At 50.7% G+C, this 15,615-nt stretch carries 16 protein-coding genes; 4 read left to right on the top strand and 12 right to left on the bottom strand.

Annotated features, from left to right (window positions below):
• Window positions 1-50: 50 nt before the first annotated feature.
• From COY37_RS10650 to COY37_RS10605, 10 genes are all read right to left on the bottom strand, one after another.
• Window positions 51-965 carry a dihydroorotate dehydrogenase gene (locus tag COY37_RS10650; protein WP_286977543.1) on the bottom strand — a complete coding sequence of 305 codons (915 nt, stop codon included), beginning with the start codon at window positions 963-965 and terminating at the stop codon, window positions 51-53.
• Window positions 966-993: 28 nt separating this feature from the next.
• Window positions 994-1,164 (bottom strand): hypothetical protein, encoded by a 171-nt coding sequence (locus COY37_RS10645; RefSeq protein ID WP_286678470.1) that lies wholly within the window; start codon window positions 1,162-1,164, stop codon window positions 994-996.
• Window positions 1,133-1,975, bottom strand: a complete 843-nt coding sequence (locus tag COY37_RS10640; protein WP_286678471.1) for a dihydroorotate dehydrogenase electron transfer subunit — start codon at window positions 1,973-1,975, stop codon at window positions 1,133-1,135. Before COY37_RS10640 ends, COY37_RS10645 begins: the two co-directional genes overlap by 32 nt.
• A gap of 68 nt (window positions 1,976-2,043) precedes the next feature.
• Window positions 2,044-5,280 (bottom strand): carbamoyl-phosphate synthase large subunit, encoded by a 3,237-nt coding sequence (gene carB / locus COY37_RS10635; protein ID WP_286678472.1) that lies wholly within the window; start codon window positions 5,278-5,280, stop codon window positions 2,044-2,046.
• A 314-nt stretch (window positions 5,281-5,594) separates the two neighbouring features.
• Entirely contained in the window at window positions 5,595-6,770 is a 1,176-nt protein-coding gene (carA, locus tag COY37_RS10630) for a glutamine-hydrolyzing carbamoyl-phosphate synthase small subunit (protein ID WP_286678473.1), read from the bottom strand.
• A 12-nt stretch (window positions 6,771-6,782) separates the two neighbouring features.
• On the bottom strand, window positions 6,783-8,108 hold the full coding sequence (locus COY37_RS10625; RefSeq protein WP_286678474.1) for a dihydroorotase: 1,326 nt from the start codon (window positions 8,106-8,108) through the stop codon (window positions 6,783-6,785).
• Window positions 8,101-9,033, bottom strand: a complete 933-nt coding sequence (locus tag COY37_RS10620) for an aspartate carbamoyltransferase catalytic subunit (protein WP_287007036.1) — start codon at window positions 9,031-9,033, stop codon at window positions 8,101-8,103. Before COY37_RS10620 ends, COY37_RS10625 begins: the two co-directional genes overlap by 8 nt.
• Before the next feature lies 1 nt (window position 9,034).
• The gene (pyrR, locus tag COY37_RS10615; protein WP_286678476.1) at window positions 9,035-9,598 is read right to left on the bottom strand and encodes a bifunctional pyr operon transcriptional regulator/uracil phosphoribosyltransferase PyrR; all 564 of its coding nucleotides are present in this window, start codon (window positions 9,596-9,598) and stop codon (window positions 9,035-9,037) included.
• 186 nt (window positions 9,599-9,784) lie between these two features.
• Complete coding sequence (locus tag COY37_RS10610; RefSeq protein WP_286678477.1) at window positions 9,785-10,126, bottom strand: hypothetical protein; 342 nt, start codon at window positions 10,124-10,126, stop codon at window positions 9,785-9,787.
• Window positions 10,127-10,398: 272 nt separating this feature from the next.
• The gene (locus COY37_RS10605) at window positions 10,399-11,049 is read right to left on the bottom strand and encodes a carboxypeptidase-like regulatory domain-containing protein (protein ID WP_286977540.1); all 651 of its coding nucleotides are present in this window, start codon (window positions 11,047-11,049) and stop codon (window positions 10,399-10,401) included.
• A gap of 209 nt (window positions 11,050-11,258) precedes the next feature.
• On the opposite strand from COY37_RS10605, the gene COY37_RS10600 reads away from it, so the two are divergent.
• Together COY37_RS10600 and COY37_RS10595 are read left to right on the top strand one after the other, a co-directional pair.
• Window positions 11,259-11,846, top strand: a complete 588-nt coding sequence (locus COY37_RS10600; protein ID WP_286678479.1) for a peroxiredoxin family protein — start codon at window positions 11,259-11,261, stop codon at window positions 11,844-11,846.
• A 1-nt stretch (window position 11,847) separates the two neighbouring features.
• Window positions 11,848-12,258 (top strand): hypothetical protein, encoded by a 411-nt coding sequence (locus tag COY37_RS10595; protein ID WP_286678480.1) that lies wholly within the window; start codon window positions 11,848-11,850, stop codon window positions 12,256-12,258.
• A 30-nt stretch (window positions 12,259-12,288) separates the two neighbouring features.
• On the opposite strand, the gene COY37_RS10590 is transcribed toward COY37_RS10595, so the two are convergent.
• Window positions 12,289-13,260, bottom strand: a complete 972-nt coding sequence (locus COY37_RS10590; protein WP_286678481.1) for a peptidase MA family metallohydrolase — start codon at window positions 13,258-13,260, stop codon at window positions 12,289-12,291.
• 3 nt (window positions 13,261-13,263) lie between these two features.
• The gene (locus COY37_RS10585) at window positions 13,264-13,875 is read right to left on the bottom strand and encodes a hypothetical protein (protein WP_286678482.1); all 612 of its coding nucleotides are present in this window, start codon (window positions 13,873-13,875) and stop codon (window positions 13,264-13,266) included.
• A 74-nt stretch (window positions 13,876-13,949) separates the two neighbouring features.
• Between COY37_RS10585 and COY37_RS10580 the strand changes: the two genes are divergently transcribed.
• Both COY37_RS10580 and COY37_RS10575 read left to right on the top strand, forming a co-directional pair.
• Entirely contained in the window at window positions 13,950-15,227 is a 1,278-nt protein-coding gene (locus tag COY37_RS10580; RefSeq protein ID WP_286678483.1) for a RecB family exonuclease, read from the top strand.
• A 15-nt stretch (window positions 15,228-15,242) separates the two neighbouring features.
• On the top strand, window positions 15,243-15,615 hold a 373-nt coding region (locus COY37_RS10575), incomplete at its 3' end, for a hypothetical protein (RefSeq protein ID WP_286977537.1).

The raw sequence follows: 15,615 nt of genomic DNA, 5'->3' as shown, positions 1-15,615 counted from the left end.
GCCCACCCTCTAGACCTGCATGCTGCTTACTGCATACTCCCTACTGCCTACTAAGTCTTAACCTTTCCGATAATCTGCTTGATGTCGGTCAATTCGCGTTCTTTTAGGAACGCTTCTATGCCGTGTATGATTTCGATTGTGGCGCGTGGGTTGATGAAGTTGGCGGTGCCGACGGCAACTGCTGTTGCGCCGGCAAGTAAGAACTCTATCGCGTCCTCTGCCGTCGTGATGCCCCCGATACCGATAATCGGGACATTTACCGTCTGTGCTACCTCCCAGACCATGCGCACGGCGATGGGTTTGATCGCGGGGCCGCTCAGGCCGCCGGTGATGTTGGCCAAGCACGGCTCGAAGGTCTTTATATTGATCGACATGCCGACTACCGTGTTGATAAGCGAAACCGCATCAGCGCCCGCGCTCACCACCGCGCGGGCAATCTTTGAGATGTTATAGACGTTAGGGGTGAGCTTTACTATAAGCGGTAGGTCGGTATTATAGCGAGCCGCCGCTGTCACCTGCTCGGCAAGCCTTGCGGATGCACCGAAGGCAATTCCGCCGGCCTTTATGTTTGGGCAGGAGATATTAAGCTCGATGCCGCTTACACCCTCAACGCCGTGTAGGTCCCTGCACATCTGGGCGTACTCTTCAAGTGTGTTGCCTGCGATGTTTACGATAATGGGGACTTTGAATTTGCGCATATAGGGTAAGTCGTGCTTGAGAAAATGATCGATGCCTTCGTTTTGCAGGCCGATTGAATTCAGCATGCCCGAATTGGTCTCGCAGATACGGGGTGGCTTGTTTCCCACTACCGGTCGCAACGTGACCGTTTTGGCAACAAGCGCCCCCAACGACTTAATATCCATAAACTCGCTAAACTCGCGTCCGGTCCCGAAGGTGCCGGATGCGGGCATAACCGGGTTTTTCATCTTTATTCCAGCAAGGTTAACACTCAAGTTTACGCTCATAGTATCTCCATCAAGCCGGTTTCCGGCTCTAATCATTGTCCTCGTCGTCATACTCCAACTTCCGCAACGCCCGCTTTTCTTTGCTTCGCTTGTACTCAGCATCATCGTGGACGCGGGTTCTGGGGTTTATGTCCCAGGTTTTTCGCTCTTTTTTCCGGTCTTTCTGACTAATCCGAATCTTGAGTTTCTTGCGTTTCACACATACAACCCCCGGATGGAAGCCGGCCGACTTCATCTTGATCCCATACAAGGTCGCGCGCATTAAACACGGGACCGTCTTTGCATACCATCTTGTAACCTTTCTTGGTGACGCAGGCGCAACCAAGGCAAACGCCGATTCCACAGGCCATCTTGGCCTCAAGCGAAACCTGACAGTCGATGCCGAACTCATCTGCGGTCTCGGCAATCTTCCTAAGCATGGGCTTAGGACCGCATGCATAAATCACCTGCGGTCGTATCTGGTGAATCGTGCGATTTAGAAGGTCGACAACCGTACCTTGATGACCGATACTTCCGTCTTCGGTGGCGGCGTAGGTCTTTTTCCCCATGCGCTTGAAATCAATATAGCACAGCAGCTTGGCTTTCTCTTGAGCGCCGATCATAGGGTAAAGTTTGACATATCTCTCGGCAAGCTCCTCGGCCAAAAAAATAAGTGGGGCGACACCAAGCCCACCCGCGATCAACAACGCCGACTCAAGCTTCTCGGAATACGTAAAACTGTTACCGAGAGGGCCGATCACATCCAGACTTTCGTGTATTTTAGCCCTGGAAAGCGCCTCGGTTCCCTTGCCGACTACCCGGAACAGTATTTCAAACGCGCGACCCGGAACAACGCGGTGGATACTGAACGGCCTCCTTAAAACAAAGTTATCGTTCTCACTACCGCACAATATATGGACAAACTGCCCCGGTTTGGCATTTCTTGATATCTCGGGAGAAACAATGGTAAGGCTGAATACCCCCGGGATAACTTCTTCTTTTGATAAAATATCCGCCTTGACTTGAAACATTTCCATCCTTTGGAAGAATTTTATAAGCGCAGTAAAGAGTTATCTTGAAAAATAACGAACCAGTATTGTTAAACGTTCGAAACCGGGTCAAGATACGGACCCTTATGATAATCTTGAATCGCTTTTACATCCAACTCGCCGCTCAGTAGGGCCTCGATGCCCTGGACCACTGCTGTTGCTGCGGCAAGCGTTGTTATGCACGGGATGCCGTAAACCGCCGAGCTGGTGCGGATTTCATAGCCGTCGACACGTGTGCCGGTTCCCCAGGGGGTGTTGATTACCAGGCCAACCGTGCGATTTTTGATAAGATCGACGACGTTGGGTCTGCCCTCCTGGACTTTCTTGACCGCTTCGGCTTCGATGCCGTTTCTCTCAAGCATGGTCGCGGTACCCTTTGTTGCGTATATCTTAAAGCCAAGCTCGTGGAGCCGCTTAGCAAGCATAATAATCGATCTTTTATCGCTGTTTTGTACGCTTATAAATACACTGCCCTCAGTCGGCAGGTTAAGCCCGGCGCTAATCTGGGCTTTTGCAAATGCGTTGCCGAATGATGTGTCGATCCCCATGACTTCCCCGGTAGATTTCATCTCGGGCCCGAGCATCGTATCGACTTCCGGAAAACGCCCGAACGGCAGAACCGCTTCCTTGATCGATATGTGATCGATGGGTGGAACCTCGGTGATTCCCATTTCTTTAAGGGTTTTACCGGCCATTACCTTGGCCGCTATCTTTGCGAGCGGCATCCCAACCGATTTGCTGACGAACGGGACCGTCCGCGATGCGCGCGGATTGACCTCGAGAACATAAACGGTCTGCCCCTGTACCGCATACTGGATGTTTAAGAGACCGCGCACGTGTAGTTCTTTCGCCAGCTGAACCGTGTATTCCTTTATTTGATTTATTATTTCTTCGCCTAACGTATACGGTGGAATGACGCACGCGCTGTCGCCCGAGTGCACGCCCGCTTCCTCGATGTGTTCCATGATTGCGCCGATCAGAACGTCGTCCCCGTCACAGATCGCATCGACGTCGACCTCAATCGCGCCTTCCAGAAACTTGTCGATGAGAATGGGGTGGTCGGGTGATGCTTTTACCGCCTTGATGATGTAGCTCTCGAGCGTGTTCTCGGAGTATACGATCTCCATAGCACGCCCGCCTAAAACATATGACGGCCTTACCAGCACCGGGAAGCCGATTCTTTGCGCGACGGCCAAAGCTTCCTCGTATGAGGTGGCGGTGCCGTTTGCCGGCTGGTTGATGTTGAGTTTACGCAGCAGCACCTCGAAGCGCTTGCGGTCCTCGGCAAGGTCGATGCTATCCGGCGAGGTGCCGATGATGGGCACGCCCGCCTCCTCAAGCGATTTGGCGAGTTTGAGCGGCGTTTGTCCTCCAAACTGGACGATAACACCCTTTGGTTTTTCCTTCTCTACGATATTTAGAACATCCTCGTAGGTTAGCGGCTCGAAGTAGAGTCTATCGGATGTATCGTAATCGGTTGAAACTGTCTCGGGGTTGCAGTTGACCATAATGGTCTCGTATCCTTCTTCCTTCAAGGCAAAGGATGCGTGCACGCAGCAGTAGTCAAACTCGATACCCTGGCCGATGCGGTTCGGGCCGCTTCCAAGGATGATTATTTTGGGCCTATCGGAATCCCTAACCTCGCATTCAGACTCGTAAGTCGAGTAATAATATGGGGTGTACGCCTCAAACTCGGCGCCGCAGGTATCGACCGTCTTGAAGGTCGCTATAATCGCCGCGCCCATGCGGTGCTTGCGCACTTCAAGCTCGGTCGAGCCGGTAAGGTGCGCGAGCTGGCGGTCGGAGAAGCCGTGGCGTTTTGCTTCGAGCAGTATCTCGTCCGGTAAATCCGCCAACTTATACCGGGCTATTTCTCTCTCCACCCCGACGATCTGCCATAGCTGATCGATGAACCAGGGGTCGATCTTGGTAAGGTCGTGAATCGTATCGATGCTCATACCGGTCTCAAGGGCGTACTTAATATAGAAAATCCTGTCTTGATTCGGGATCGAGAGCTTATTTGTAAGCTGTTCGGGATCTATCTCGTCTTTACCGTCGGCGCCGAGGCCGAAGCGGCCCTGCTCGAGGGAGCGGATGGCCTTTTGCAGCGACTCCTTGAAGGTACGACCAATGGCCATAACCTCACCCACCGATTTCATCTTGGTGGTCAGCGTTGGGTCGGTCTCCGGGAACTTTTCAAACGCCCAGCGAGGGATCTTGGTCACCACGTAGTCGATGGTCGGCTCAAAGGATGCCGGGGTTTCCTTGGTGATGTCGTTTGCGATCTCATCCAGGGTATATCCGACGGCAAGTTTTGCCGCCATTTTTGCAATCGGGAACCCGGTCGCTTTCGATGCCAGCGCCGAGCTGCGGCTCACGCGCGGGTTCATCTCGATGACGACCACGCGCCCGTTTTCGGGGTTAACCGCAAATTGGATGTTCGACCCGCCGGTCTCCACACCGATCTCGCGCATGATGGCGACCGAGGCGTCGCGCAGGTGCTGGTACTCGACATCGGTAAGCGTCTGGGCGGGGGCGACCGTAATCGAGTCGCCGGTGTGAACCCCCATGGGGTCGAAGTTCTCGATCGAGCAAATGATGACGACGTTGTCCTTAAGATCGCGCATCACCTCGAGTTCGTACTCTTTCCATCCGATGACGGACTCTTCTATTAAAAGCTCGGAAACAGGGCTGAGCATTAATCCGTTCGAAACGATATTTATATATTCTTCCTGGTTGAAGGCTATACCGCCGCCGGTGCCGCCCAGGGTAAAGCTGGGGCGAATAACCAGCGGAAATCCAAAATCCTCGGCGAGTTTCAGCGCATCGTTTAAGTTGTAGGCGAAACCGCTTCGCGGCACCTCAAGGCCGATTTTCTCCATGGCTGCCTTAAACTCGCTTCTGTCCTCGGCTTTTCGAATTGCCGGCAGCTTTGCGCCGATCAACTCGACGCCGTATTTGTCGAGCACGCCGCTCTCGGCAAGCGCAACGGCCGTGTTAAGGCCGGTCTGCCCGCCAAGCGTCGGGAGAAGCGCCTGCGGCCTCTCTTTCTCGATGATCTTCTCGACCACCCCGGGGATGATCGGCTCGATGTAGGTGCGGTCGGCGAACTCGGGGTCGGTCATGATGGTCGCCGGGTTGCTGTTGACCAGCACGACCTCAAAGCCGTCCTCCTTAAGCACCTTACATGCCTGGGTGCCCGAGTAGTCGAACTCACACGCCTGACCGATAATTATCGGTCCCGAGCCTATGATTAGAATTTTTTGGATATCGTTTCTTCTTGGCATAACCCTTCTTCCTAATTTCAAATGTTGGATTACGAATTACGAATAAAAACCTTCTTCTTAGAAAGGTATAACCTCGCCTAGACGCATTCAATTGCAATCATCCTGAGTGCACCCCAGATTCTTCGGCTATCGCCTCAGAATGACAGCTAACCCTGGTTCCTATCCTGCATACTGCCTACTAAAACCCAGGCTAGACCCACATCCATTCGCAATTCGTCATTCACAATTCATAATTCGCTATTCGCTATTCGCTATTCATAATTCGCTATTCACAATTCGCTATTCGCAATTCGCTATTCACAATTCGTCATTCGCTAGCCTTCCCTTATTAGCTCAATGAACTGGTCGAACAGGTACCGTGCGTCGTGCGGGCCGGGGGCTGCTTCTGGGTGGTACTGGACGGAAAAGGCTGGTATCTCCAGGCAGCGTAGGCCTTCGACTGTGCCGTCGTTTAAGTTTATGTGCGTGACTTCGACCTTGCCGGCCTTGCTTGTGCCGCTCCAGCCGACCTGCGGGATGGTCTGGCCGACCTGCCAGGCATGCTCTTTTATGTTGAGCGATTTCGGGTCGACTGCAAAGCCATGGTTCTGGCTTGTTATTTCAACGCGGCCGTTCAGCAGGTTTTTAACCGGTTGGTTGCCGCCTCGATGACCGAATTTTAGCTTATATGTCTCCCCGCCCATTGCAAGCGACAGAAGCTGGTGGCCGAGGCAGATGCCGAAAATCGGCTTTTTACCCAGGAGACTTTCGATGGTCTTGATCGCATAAGTCACGGCAGCCGGGTCGCCGGGGCCGTTGGAGAGGAATATCCCGTCGGGATTCATCTTCAAAACCTCATCCGCCGAGGTAGTGGCCGGCACCACGCTGATATTGCAGCCCGCGTTCGATAAGCAGCGTATAATATTAGCTTTGATGCCGAAATCATAGGCGACGACTTTGTACGTACCTTTTTCGTTATTTATCCATGAGTACGGCTTCCCGACCGTTACGTCTTTTACCAGGTCTCGGCCGACCATCGACGGGGCGTTTTTCGCCTTCTCGACGACCGCGGCCTCGCTATCGGCCTCGACCGAGATTATCCCCCGCATGGCGCCGATGCTTCTGATATGCCTGGTGAGCGCTCTGGTATCGACTCCCTCGATGCCCACGATCCCGTTTTCCGCCAGGAACTCTTGAAGCGACCCCTGTGCCCGCCAGTTGCTGTAAACGGATGAAGACTCGCGCACGACAAATCCCTCGACAAAGGGTTTTCGTGATTCGTTATCATCCTTGTTTACCCCGTAGTTCCCGATCAGCGGATAGGTCATGGTTACGATCTGCCCCGCATAGGACGGATCGGTCAGGATTTCCTGGTAACCGGTCATGCTGGTGTTAAAGACGACTTCACCGGTAGTCTCACCGATCTCGCCGGTCGCGCCGAACCCGTAACCGTAAAATACCTTCCCGTCTTCCAACGCCAGTATCGCTTTTTTCCTCTTTAAAATGCTCATCGTTGCTCCTGTTTACAAAACGACTCTACTAAAACGTTTCTCCCCGTAACTATCAACGAATACTTTATCCTTAATCACCGGTTCTCCGGCGGTAAATACGTCCTTAACCACGCCTTTTAGCGTGCGGCCGACATATGGTGAGTTGATGCTCTTGGACTCGAACTTGTTAGCACTAACCTCAAGTATAGCGTTAGTGTCTATTACTATGAGATCCGCGTCCCCGCCTATCCCCAGGCTTCCTTTAGGGATTCCAAGAATACGCGATGGGCCTGCGCTCATCTTTGCGATTGCACCGCCTAAGCTTAGGACACCCCCATCTACCAGCTCGGTAAGGATGAGACCGAGTGTGGTTTCGAGGCCGATCATGCCGAACGGGGCGTAATCGAACTCCATCTCCTTCTCGTGACGGGCATGCGGGGCGTGGTCGCTTGCGATGGCGTCGATGATTCCATCTTTCAAGCCTTTGCGAAGCGCTTCGATATCGGCCGCCGTACGAAGCGGTGGGTTTACCTTAAAGTTGGTATCGTAGCCCTGCAGGTTCTCATCCGTCAGGATAAGGTGGTGCGGCGTGACTTCGCATGTCACGTTAACACCGTGCTCTTTTGCCCGCTTTACAAGGTCAAGGCTTCCCGCAGTGCTTAAGTGGGCTATGTGAAGCTTGCCGCCGGTAAGCTCGGCGAGGATGATATCACGCGCTATGATGACTTCCTCGGCAGCCGATGGAATCCCTTTCAGGCCAAGAACGGTTGACCAGTAGCCTTCGTTGATTTGCCCGTTGCGGGCCAGCAGTTCGTCCTCGGCGTGCGAGATAACCGGCTTGCCCCACATCCTGGTGTATTCAAGGGCGCGGCGCATAAGCTGGCTGTTCATGACGCACTTGCCGTCGTCCGAAAACCCGACTGCGCCCGCTTGTATCAGCTCGCCCATCTCCGAGAGGCGCTCTCCCGCTAAACCGTGGGTGATTGCGCCGATCGGGAAAACGTTTCCAAAGCCGGCATCTTTAGCCTGGCGCTGTATGTACTCAACAACCGAAGCCGAATCGGTGACCGGGTCGGTGTTGGGCATGCAGGCGATGCTTGTAAAGCCGCCCTTTGCCGCGGCCCGAAGGCCGGTCTCGACCGTTTCTTCATCGGTTCGCCCTGGATCGCGCAGGTGGACGTGCATGTCCACAAGGCCCGGAGCGACGATCATCCCCGAAGCGTCGATTACTTCGGCATCCGCTGCGAGGTGTTTGCCTACGGCTTCGATTTTTCCATTTTCTATCAAAACATCCAGCGTATCGTCGATGTTGTTTGCGGGGTCGATCACCCTGCCACCCTGTATCAAGTATCTACTCATCGCTACCAGCACCACCCAGAAGTAAATATAGTACGGCCATGCGAACCGCGACGCCGTTCGTCACCTGCGTGGTGATTACCGACTGCGGCATATCCGCGACTTCGGAGGCTATCTCAACGCCCCTGTTGATCGGGCCGGGATGCATCACAATTAAATCGGGCTTCGCAGCTTGCAGGCGCTTTTTGTTAAGACCGAAAAGCGTCGCGTACTCGCGAAGCGATGGGAACAGCGGCTCTCCCTGCCGCTCGAGTTGTATTCTTAAGAGGTACAGCACGTCGACCTCGGGAAGAACCGTATCGAGATCGTGCGAAACCTTTACGCCAAGCGATTCTACGCCTTTTGGGATGAGCGTCGGGGGACCGACTACGGTAACCTCCGCGCCCATTTTCTTTAACGCAAGGATGTTCGACCCGGCCACGCGGCTGTGCAGGATATCGCCGACGACGGCGACCTTGACGCCGTTAAGCGTGCCGAATGCCTGGCGGATGGTAAAGAGATCGAGAAGCGCCTGTGTGGGATGTTCGTGCGCGCCGTCCCCGGCGTTAACTACACTGCACTGCATATATTTGGCAAGAAGCGCCGCCGAACCGGAGGCCGCGTGACGGATAACCACCAGGTCGGCCGCCATGGCTTGAATGGTCTGGGCGGTATCTTTAATGCTCTCACCCTTAACGACCGCGCTTGTGCTCTTTGAGATATTGACCGTGTCGGCGCTCAGGCGCTTTGCGGCAAGCTCGAATGAGATTCGTGTGCGCGTACTCGGTTCGAAGAAAAGGGTGATGACCGTGCGCCCCCTCAAGGTCGGAACCTTTTTAATCGGCCGCTCGGATACCTCCCGAAAAGACTCAGCCATATCGAGGATGAGGGTTATCTCATCGCTCGTTAACTGGTTTATGCTCACCAAATCTTTGTGTTTTAGTCCCAAATTAGTTACCTCTCGCCTCGTCACCGTTCTCTTCACTTATAATCACTGAGTCTTCACCGTCTATTTCGGAGACGTTCACTTTGACGCGCTCCTTGCGCGATGTCGGGATGTTCTTGCCGACGTAATCCGCCCTGATGGGAAGCTCGCGATGCCCGCGGTCGATAATTACGGCAAGCTGAATGGCCGCTGGTCTGCCGTAATCCATGATCGCATCCAGCGATGCGCGGGTCGTGCGCCCGGTAAACAGGACGTCGTCGACCAGGATTATCGTCTTATCCGTGACATCGAATGGTATCTCGGTTTTGTAGATTTTGGGTGAGGAATGCGTTTTGACGTCGTCCCTGTAAAATGTGACGTCGAGAGAACCGACGGGAAGCTCGGCATTTTCGATCGCTTTTATCTTTTCCGCAAGCCTGCGGGCAAAAAAAATACCGCGGTTGCGGATGCCTACTATCGCCAGATTATCCGCTCCACGGTTGGTTTCGAGAATCTCATGGGCAATCCGGGTAATCGCCCGTCCCATGGTTTCACTATCCATTACCTTTGCTTTTTCTCTAAAGCTCATACATCGCTCCCTGTTTTAGTGCAAAAAAATACCTTTTCTGCGAGGTGCACGAAAAGGTAGGCATATTAGAGCGAAACGTTATTATTCGATTGCCAACCTTGCTAGCCTCGCAGGACTATTTTTAAAGGCCTCATATATATTAGCAAAAAACTAGTAAGCTTTGCAAGCAGTTTTCACACGCTGCTTCTACATATTGCTCATCGAGAAGAGAACTACGAAAAGCGCCGAAATGAAAACCGAAATAGATGCAAGAACAATGAGCGAGCGATGACGCGTTAAAGCGGCTTCAGCTACTAAGTATAATGGGAGCATAACAAATATGAACGGAAAACCAAATACCTGAAATAAAAGGCTAAATGCTCCAGTTTCGTATTTACCGGCTAGAACCGGACTTATCAGAAACTTAATTGCATTTAGAATAAAGGCAGTGACAGTAAATGCAGCTGTAGCCCACAGCGATTTTCGCTTTATTTTAAGCGCTAAGGTTAATAAGGCGGTGCTGTATAAGAGAAGTAATAATTGTATCATACGGATCTCCTATCAAATCGCCGTTAATCTTTTCTGTTGTTAGCCATTGCGATTAAGCCATTAACAGGCATGGGGCCTCCCGCATATGTCTCCGTTTTAAGTGTGGCTAGGATATCCTAGCCACACTTAAAACCTTAATGGCAATGGTGCAGATACGAGTGGCCAATTAATGGTGAACAGTTTTCATTACGACCCAGCCATGCGATGTAATGGACACAACTGTGCCCGGGCATCAGCTCCGACCAGCAGAAACCGTAGCCCATTGCTATGTCTCAGTCGCTTCCGATAAAGTTAATATATTTGCCTGTGCCTGAGTCGTAGTTGACACAGTTGCCATATGAGCCATTATAGTCCCTGCAAGGATAAATAGCTTCTGCGCTCTCCAAACCCAAAAGCCCCTTCACAGATTCAATTGCTTTGGCAACTGTACTCGTAGATTTGGCCTGTGAACTCTCGCAGCCATCTTCGCCACAACAGCCTTTCCCGCCAACATCGTAAACTAGCTTTACGTTCTTTTGCAATGCCTTATCAGCTTCTACTTTAATAGTGCTTTCCAATAATGGCTTTTGCTCAATGTCTAGTACTTTAAACGTATGCGTGCCAGTAGAAACATTTTGCAATTTAAAGAGACCGTTTTCGTCCGTCATTGTCTCGACGCCATCTATGGAAACCATAACTTTATTTAAGCGGACTTTCTTTACATAATAAGCATCCTCTTCAAACCAACCTAGTTTAGCCAGGTAACGACCCTCGATAGCTTTCTTAAGCTCATCTGATTTGGGTACCCTCATCGTGCCAGTTATACTACCTGCAACTACACTCTTACCTGCATCCGCACTGGCAGAGGCAATGCTCAATGAAGCAATTAATGCCAATAGCAAACTCAGAGCAAGTGTCTGGCGAAGTCTAATCACTATCTTCACCTCCCTTCTGTTAACTTTGTAACACTAGAGGTATGCTAACAACCAAACACTAACATAATTACACTAATATTAACAATACCTATGTTTAGTTAATAATAATGTTAAATATTTACTATCAATGTGAGTTTTTTAATATGTTGACAAAACAGAATCAGCTTGGGATACTTCTATTAACTAATGGACAGTAAGCTAGGTATTGGAGGCGCTAGATGAAGGAGAAACGGTTCGTTTATGTCTTTATAGCTTTGGTGATTGCTTCTCTTATAGGCTCAACTATCTATTATTACAACAGAAGTATTGCATTAGCTAAAGAAATTAAGATAGTTGGGAACATGTTGGAAGCAGAGAAAGAACGAGACATCGGAGTCAATGTAGGCACAAAAATCGCTGACCAGGAGATGAAAACTCTAGATGAGAAAAAAATCTCGCTAGTTCCATTAAAAGGCAACGAATCTATCATAATTTTGTTCAAAACAGGCTGCGAACCGTGCATAGAACAGATTGAGAGCATGCAAAAACTTATGAATAATAAGCAACTTAGTCCCAGAGTAAGTGTAGTAGCCGTAACTAAGGAGCAGACCGAGTCTGTTAAAAAGTTTGCGACTAAGCATCATATAACTATGCCTATTGTTGCTAGTGCTAATAAGATAATAAGTGATTTTAATGTAAGCCTCTACCCGTTCACTTACGTGATAAATGAAAAGGGCTTTATTGAATTGCGTCAAGCAGGATTTGAGAAAGGGAGTGCCTCAAATGACGCACTCATGAATCTATTGAAGTCCGGCAAGCTAGAGTAACATGCGCACAGCAGTAAAGCTAATACCCTGTATTATTGCTTTTAGCTTGGGCTTGTTGCTTGGGATCTTGATTTTTGAGAAAGATTCGAGTTTTAGTGGGCAAGCAGTTCTAAAAACAGCTGAGAGCGATTCTAGGGTAAGAGATTTTATCCATAAAACCGCAAAAACTTCTGATGATTTAGAAAAATCCGTTGCGCTTGTTTGGGATCACGATAAAGATATTTATTATTGGAAGGTTACTCTCTTTGAGAGAAAGTGTGGATGCTTAGGACCTGATAAAATCGATATTGCTGAAATTATAGTCAGTCCCCTCTCTGCCTCCGTTTTAAGTTGCCAGTTCAGGTACAGCATGAGTGAGAATGCTTATTCTAAAGAGCAATGCATGAAAGCCTGCCATAAGAACCTAGATTAGCAATCGACATTATCAAATAAGCATTTATTACTACATCGTTTCAAACGAATTTTCATCATCCTCCGGCTCGTCATCGTCCTCCATCTGACGCAAGCGACGGCGTTTTCTGATGGGGGCTATGATCATGGCGAGAATGCCGACGATGATCAATAGATACCAGCCTAAATCCTGGAGGCGGGTGAGCCAGATAGCGATTATCTGGTTGCGGGCGTAGGCGCGCCAGTCGGAGTTGAGCTTGTCTTGACTGCGGCCGAGCACTTGCGTGAGGGCGGCGTTAAAATCCGAGCCGCTTTGCAGGCGTGAAATTATTCCATAAAGCTTGGGTTGGCCGAACTTATCGATGATGAAGTTGATCATCATATAGCCTTCGGCATAGTCCTGGGGTGTCGAAACATCGCTCCGTGGTTGTTTCGAGCCTACCATATCGGGAATATCCCTGACCAAAGCATATCGTTCAAGCTGGGCTGCCTCGATGCCGGGTTGAGACTCATGGATGGCCAGCCCCTCGATAAACCATTGCGGGACGGTGTTTACCCTGGGTACGCTATGAATAAAAATAATATGGTTTATCTCGTGGCCTAAAGTCACGGTCGAGTTTCCGGCATTAAGCAGAATCGCTATTATATTCTGACCTGGGGACGCGTAACCGGCAGCATCGATAGAGGGACTCTCGCTTAAAAAGGCGGGGCGGTCGGTATAGATATACAGTTGTATCTTCTCGTTCTGATGGAAATTATAGCGCTGAGCCATGTTGTCGTAGATGGATTCGGCGGTCTGCCCTATCTGCTGCAGGTCCGAGCGCTTTATGGCATGGATAATAAAATGCGGTGACTCGTAGGTGACCCAATCGCTTTGGGATGTTATGGCATAGGCATTAGATGACGAAATTATCGAAATTACAGGTATGACCGCCAGAAACGTTATTACCAGGGCTATTAGCACATACGCTACCCGCTTATTAGCTGCCCGGCCCGGTATTTTAGCCCCTCTTAATATCCCCATCTATTATAGTCCCTTAACTAGTTCAAGAAGGTCTGTGTTGGTGAGCGTGCTTACCATATGAATATTCCCGTAATAAAACCCGTCGTAAATGGTATCCGGCTTAAGTAATGCGGGGCTCATGGGAATGAAGAACGTCACCTGCTTTAATCCCTTGGCACCTCCCAGGTTTTTGTTCCGCTTGATGCGATCGATTGTTCCAAAAAAGACAAAAACCGGTTCCCGGCGATACGTAAGACGAATCGACCTAAAGGCGACACCCCTCATTTTTAGATAGGAGGCATCGCTTACGGGAGGTTCATTTGCAGAGGCGCCAACCCGCAATACAATGCGCTCGCAAATGCTGGTGATTTTGTCATAGGACTTGTCGCCAGCCTTAAATACCAGCCTCTTGCCTCCACTAAACACTTCGACTAACTCCGGACTGCCGTAAATGGTAACGCCGGCGCTTCTTTTGGCGCCGGTGCGGTCGTCGCCCGCAGTTTTGGGGGCTTTTTTCGGATAAAGATCCTCTTCTCCCAGGGGTTTTGTAACCTGCCTCGAACAAGATGCCAGTAGTGCCAGCGCAAATAGCAACGCTAGCAGAACAATCACCCTTTGGCCTTTTATTATATCCAACTCCTTGACCCCCTTCACGTGCTTCGGTAAACTAAGTCAGGTACAGCCTACCAATCCGTCCAGCAGGAGAAACCGTGAGACTTAGTTATTCGGCCATTTCAACATACCAAAAATGCCCCCTCTCCTACAAATTTCTTTACGTCGATAAACTACCAACCAAGCCCTCGCATTATTTAAGTTTCGGCAGCAGTATCCACGCGGCACTCGAGTTCTTCTATCGCGTCGAAGTGCCCGAGCCCTGTGATCTCGAAGAACTCCTGCAAGAGCTGGACAACGTATGGTTGCGCGATGGGTATGAGGGCGAGGCTTTGGAGCAGGAGTATAAAGAAAAGGGCAGGGCTATCCTCACCCAGTTCTACCGGGAAAACGCCCCGTCGTTTGGCGTTCCGGTTGCGGTGGAGAAAAGATTTGCCATAGATATGGATGGAATAACCCTCTCAGGGATTATCGACCGCATCGACCGGCTTGAAGGCGGCGGGCTCGAGATCATCGACTACAAGACAAACGGTAAGCTGCCGCCGAAGACAAAGATAAATACCGACCTGCAGCTCCCCATCTACCACATGGCCGCCGAGCAACTGTACGGGATCGCACCGCAGAAGGTGACCCTGTATTTCCTGGTACCGAACGAACGTGTGAGCGCCCGCAAGACAAAAACCGACATAAAGCGCGCTTTAGCTGCGATTCGTAAGGTGGCGGAGGGTATCGGTGCGCAAAACTTCGATCCCTTTAAAAACCCGCTCTGCCCGTGGTGCGATTTCATAGAATCCTGCCCCCTTCACATGAACGACCCCGTTATGCTGGCTAAAGCCGCCGCCAACGGTAAGGTGTCTAACGTAGTGCCGGGGAATAAGGTCAACGACGCCGACGCAAAAAGCCAGCAAAACAGTGGGTCTGCTGCCACTGCTACTTCAACCGTATCAGCGACAAAAGCAACGGAAGCGATCAAAGAGCTAAAGCAAAGCGCGAGTGCGATTGAAAAAGCAGTCGATGAGTATCTTGATCTGGTAAACCAAATCAGCAATGCGCGCTTAAGGCTGGCAGAGCTGCAAACGATAATCCATAATTACTGCGAATCAAATAGCCTCACCTCGATCAGCGGCACCCATGGGCGTCTCGCACGGCGGGCGCACAAAACCACCCACTATAACGTGGAAAAACTGCGTGATTTACTCGAACCCCGCGGCCTTTGGGATAAGGTCCTCGACGTAAACGGCACCTTCCTCAAACAACTTCTCGACGACGATGGCTCTCAGAGTGAGCTGCGCAAACTCATCGATACCGCAAAAGAAGTCGAGGAAATCAGCTATGCCTTGTATATTAAGGACGGGATAGACGAGCGGAACAAATAAGGAGACTATTAGTAGATGAGATCGATAGCAAGAGATGAAGCAGCAAAAATAGCAACAAAAGCAATACTTATGATCACAGCTTTATTGCTACTGGTCATGGCAACCGCATGCAATAACACGCTCTCCCCTTCCAATAAAGCGCGCAAACAAAAGGGCATAACGGTAAAGAAGTCGAATATGTGGGTAGGAGAAACCACGGCTACGGTGGATGGAATCGTGGTGAAAGTTAATGCCGCCGGGCAAAAAGACCCGTATCCCGATAGGCTCCCGGAAATCGTAGCAACCGACAAAGGACCCGATCAAGATGCGGTTATGCAGTGGTTTGCGCCACTTCAAACCATCGAGGATACTGCAGCCAAACCTTCCATCTTCTATCCCGTTGGCAGCC

This window comes from Candidatus Aquicultor secundus (assembly GCF_002791875.1).
Lineage (GTDB): Bacteria > Actinomycetota > Aquicultoria > Aquicultorales > Aquicultoraceae > Aquicultor_A > Aquicultor_A secundus.
This window is presented reverse-complemented; position numbering and strand designations above follow the sequence as displayed.

Bases quoted from the DNA above. Each gene is read 5' to 3' on its own strand.
- COY37_RS10650 (WP_286977543.1), bottom strand. From the start codon at position 965: ATGAGCGTAAACTTGAGTGTTAACCTTGCTGGAATAAAGATGAAAAAC.
- COY37_RS10640 (WP_286678471.1), bottom strand. From the start codon at position 1,975: ATGTTTCAAGTCAAGGCGGATATTTTATCAAAAGAAGAAGTTATCCCG.
- carB (WP_286678472.1), bottom strand. From the start codon at position 5,280: ATGCCAAGAAGAAACGATATCCAAAAAATTCTAATCATAGGCTCGGGA.
- carA (WP_286678473.1), bottom strand. From the start codon at position 6,770: ATGAGCATTTTAAAGAGGAAAAAAGCGATACTGGCGTTGGAAGACGGG.
- COY37_RS10625 (WP_286678474.1), bottom strand. From the start codon at position 8,108: ATGAGTAGATACTTGATACAGGGTGGCAGGGTGATCGACCCCGCAAAC.
- pyrR (WP_286678476.1), bottom strand. From the start codon at position 9,598: ATGAGCTTTAGAGAAAAAGCAAAGGTAATGGATAGTGAAACCATGGGA.
- COY37_RS10610 (WP_286678477.1), bottom strand. From the start codon at position 10,126: ATGATACAATTATTACTTCTCTTATACAGCACCGCCTTATTAACCTTA.
- COY37_RS10600 (WP_286678479.1), top strand. From the start codon at position 11,259: ATGAAGGAGAAACGGTTCGTTTATGTCTTTATAGCTTTGGTGATTGCT.
- COY37_RS10595 (WP_286678480.1), top strand. From the start codon at position 11,848: ATGCGCACAGCAGTAAAGCTAATACCCTGTATTATTGCTTTTAGCTTG.
- COY37_RS10590 (WP_286678481.1), bottom strand. From the start codon at position 13,260: ATGGGGATATTAAGAGGGGCTAAAATACCGGGCCGGGCAGCTAATAAG.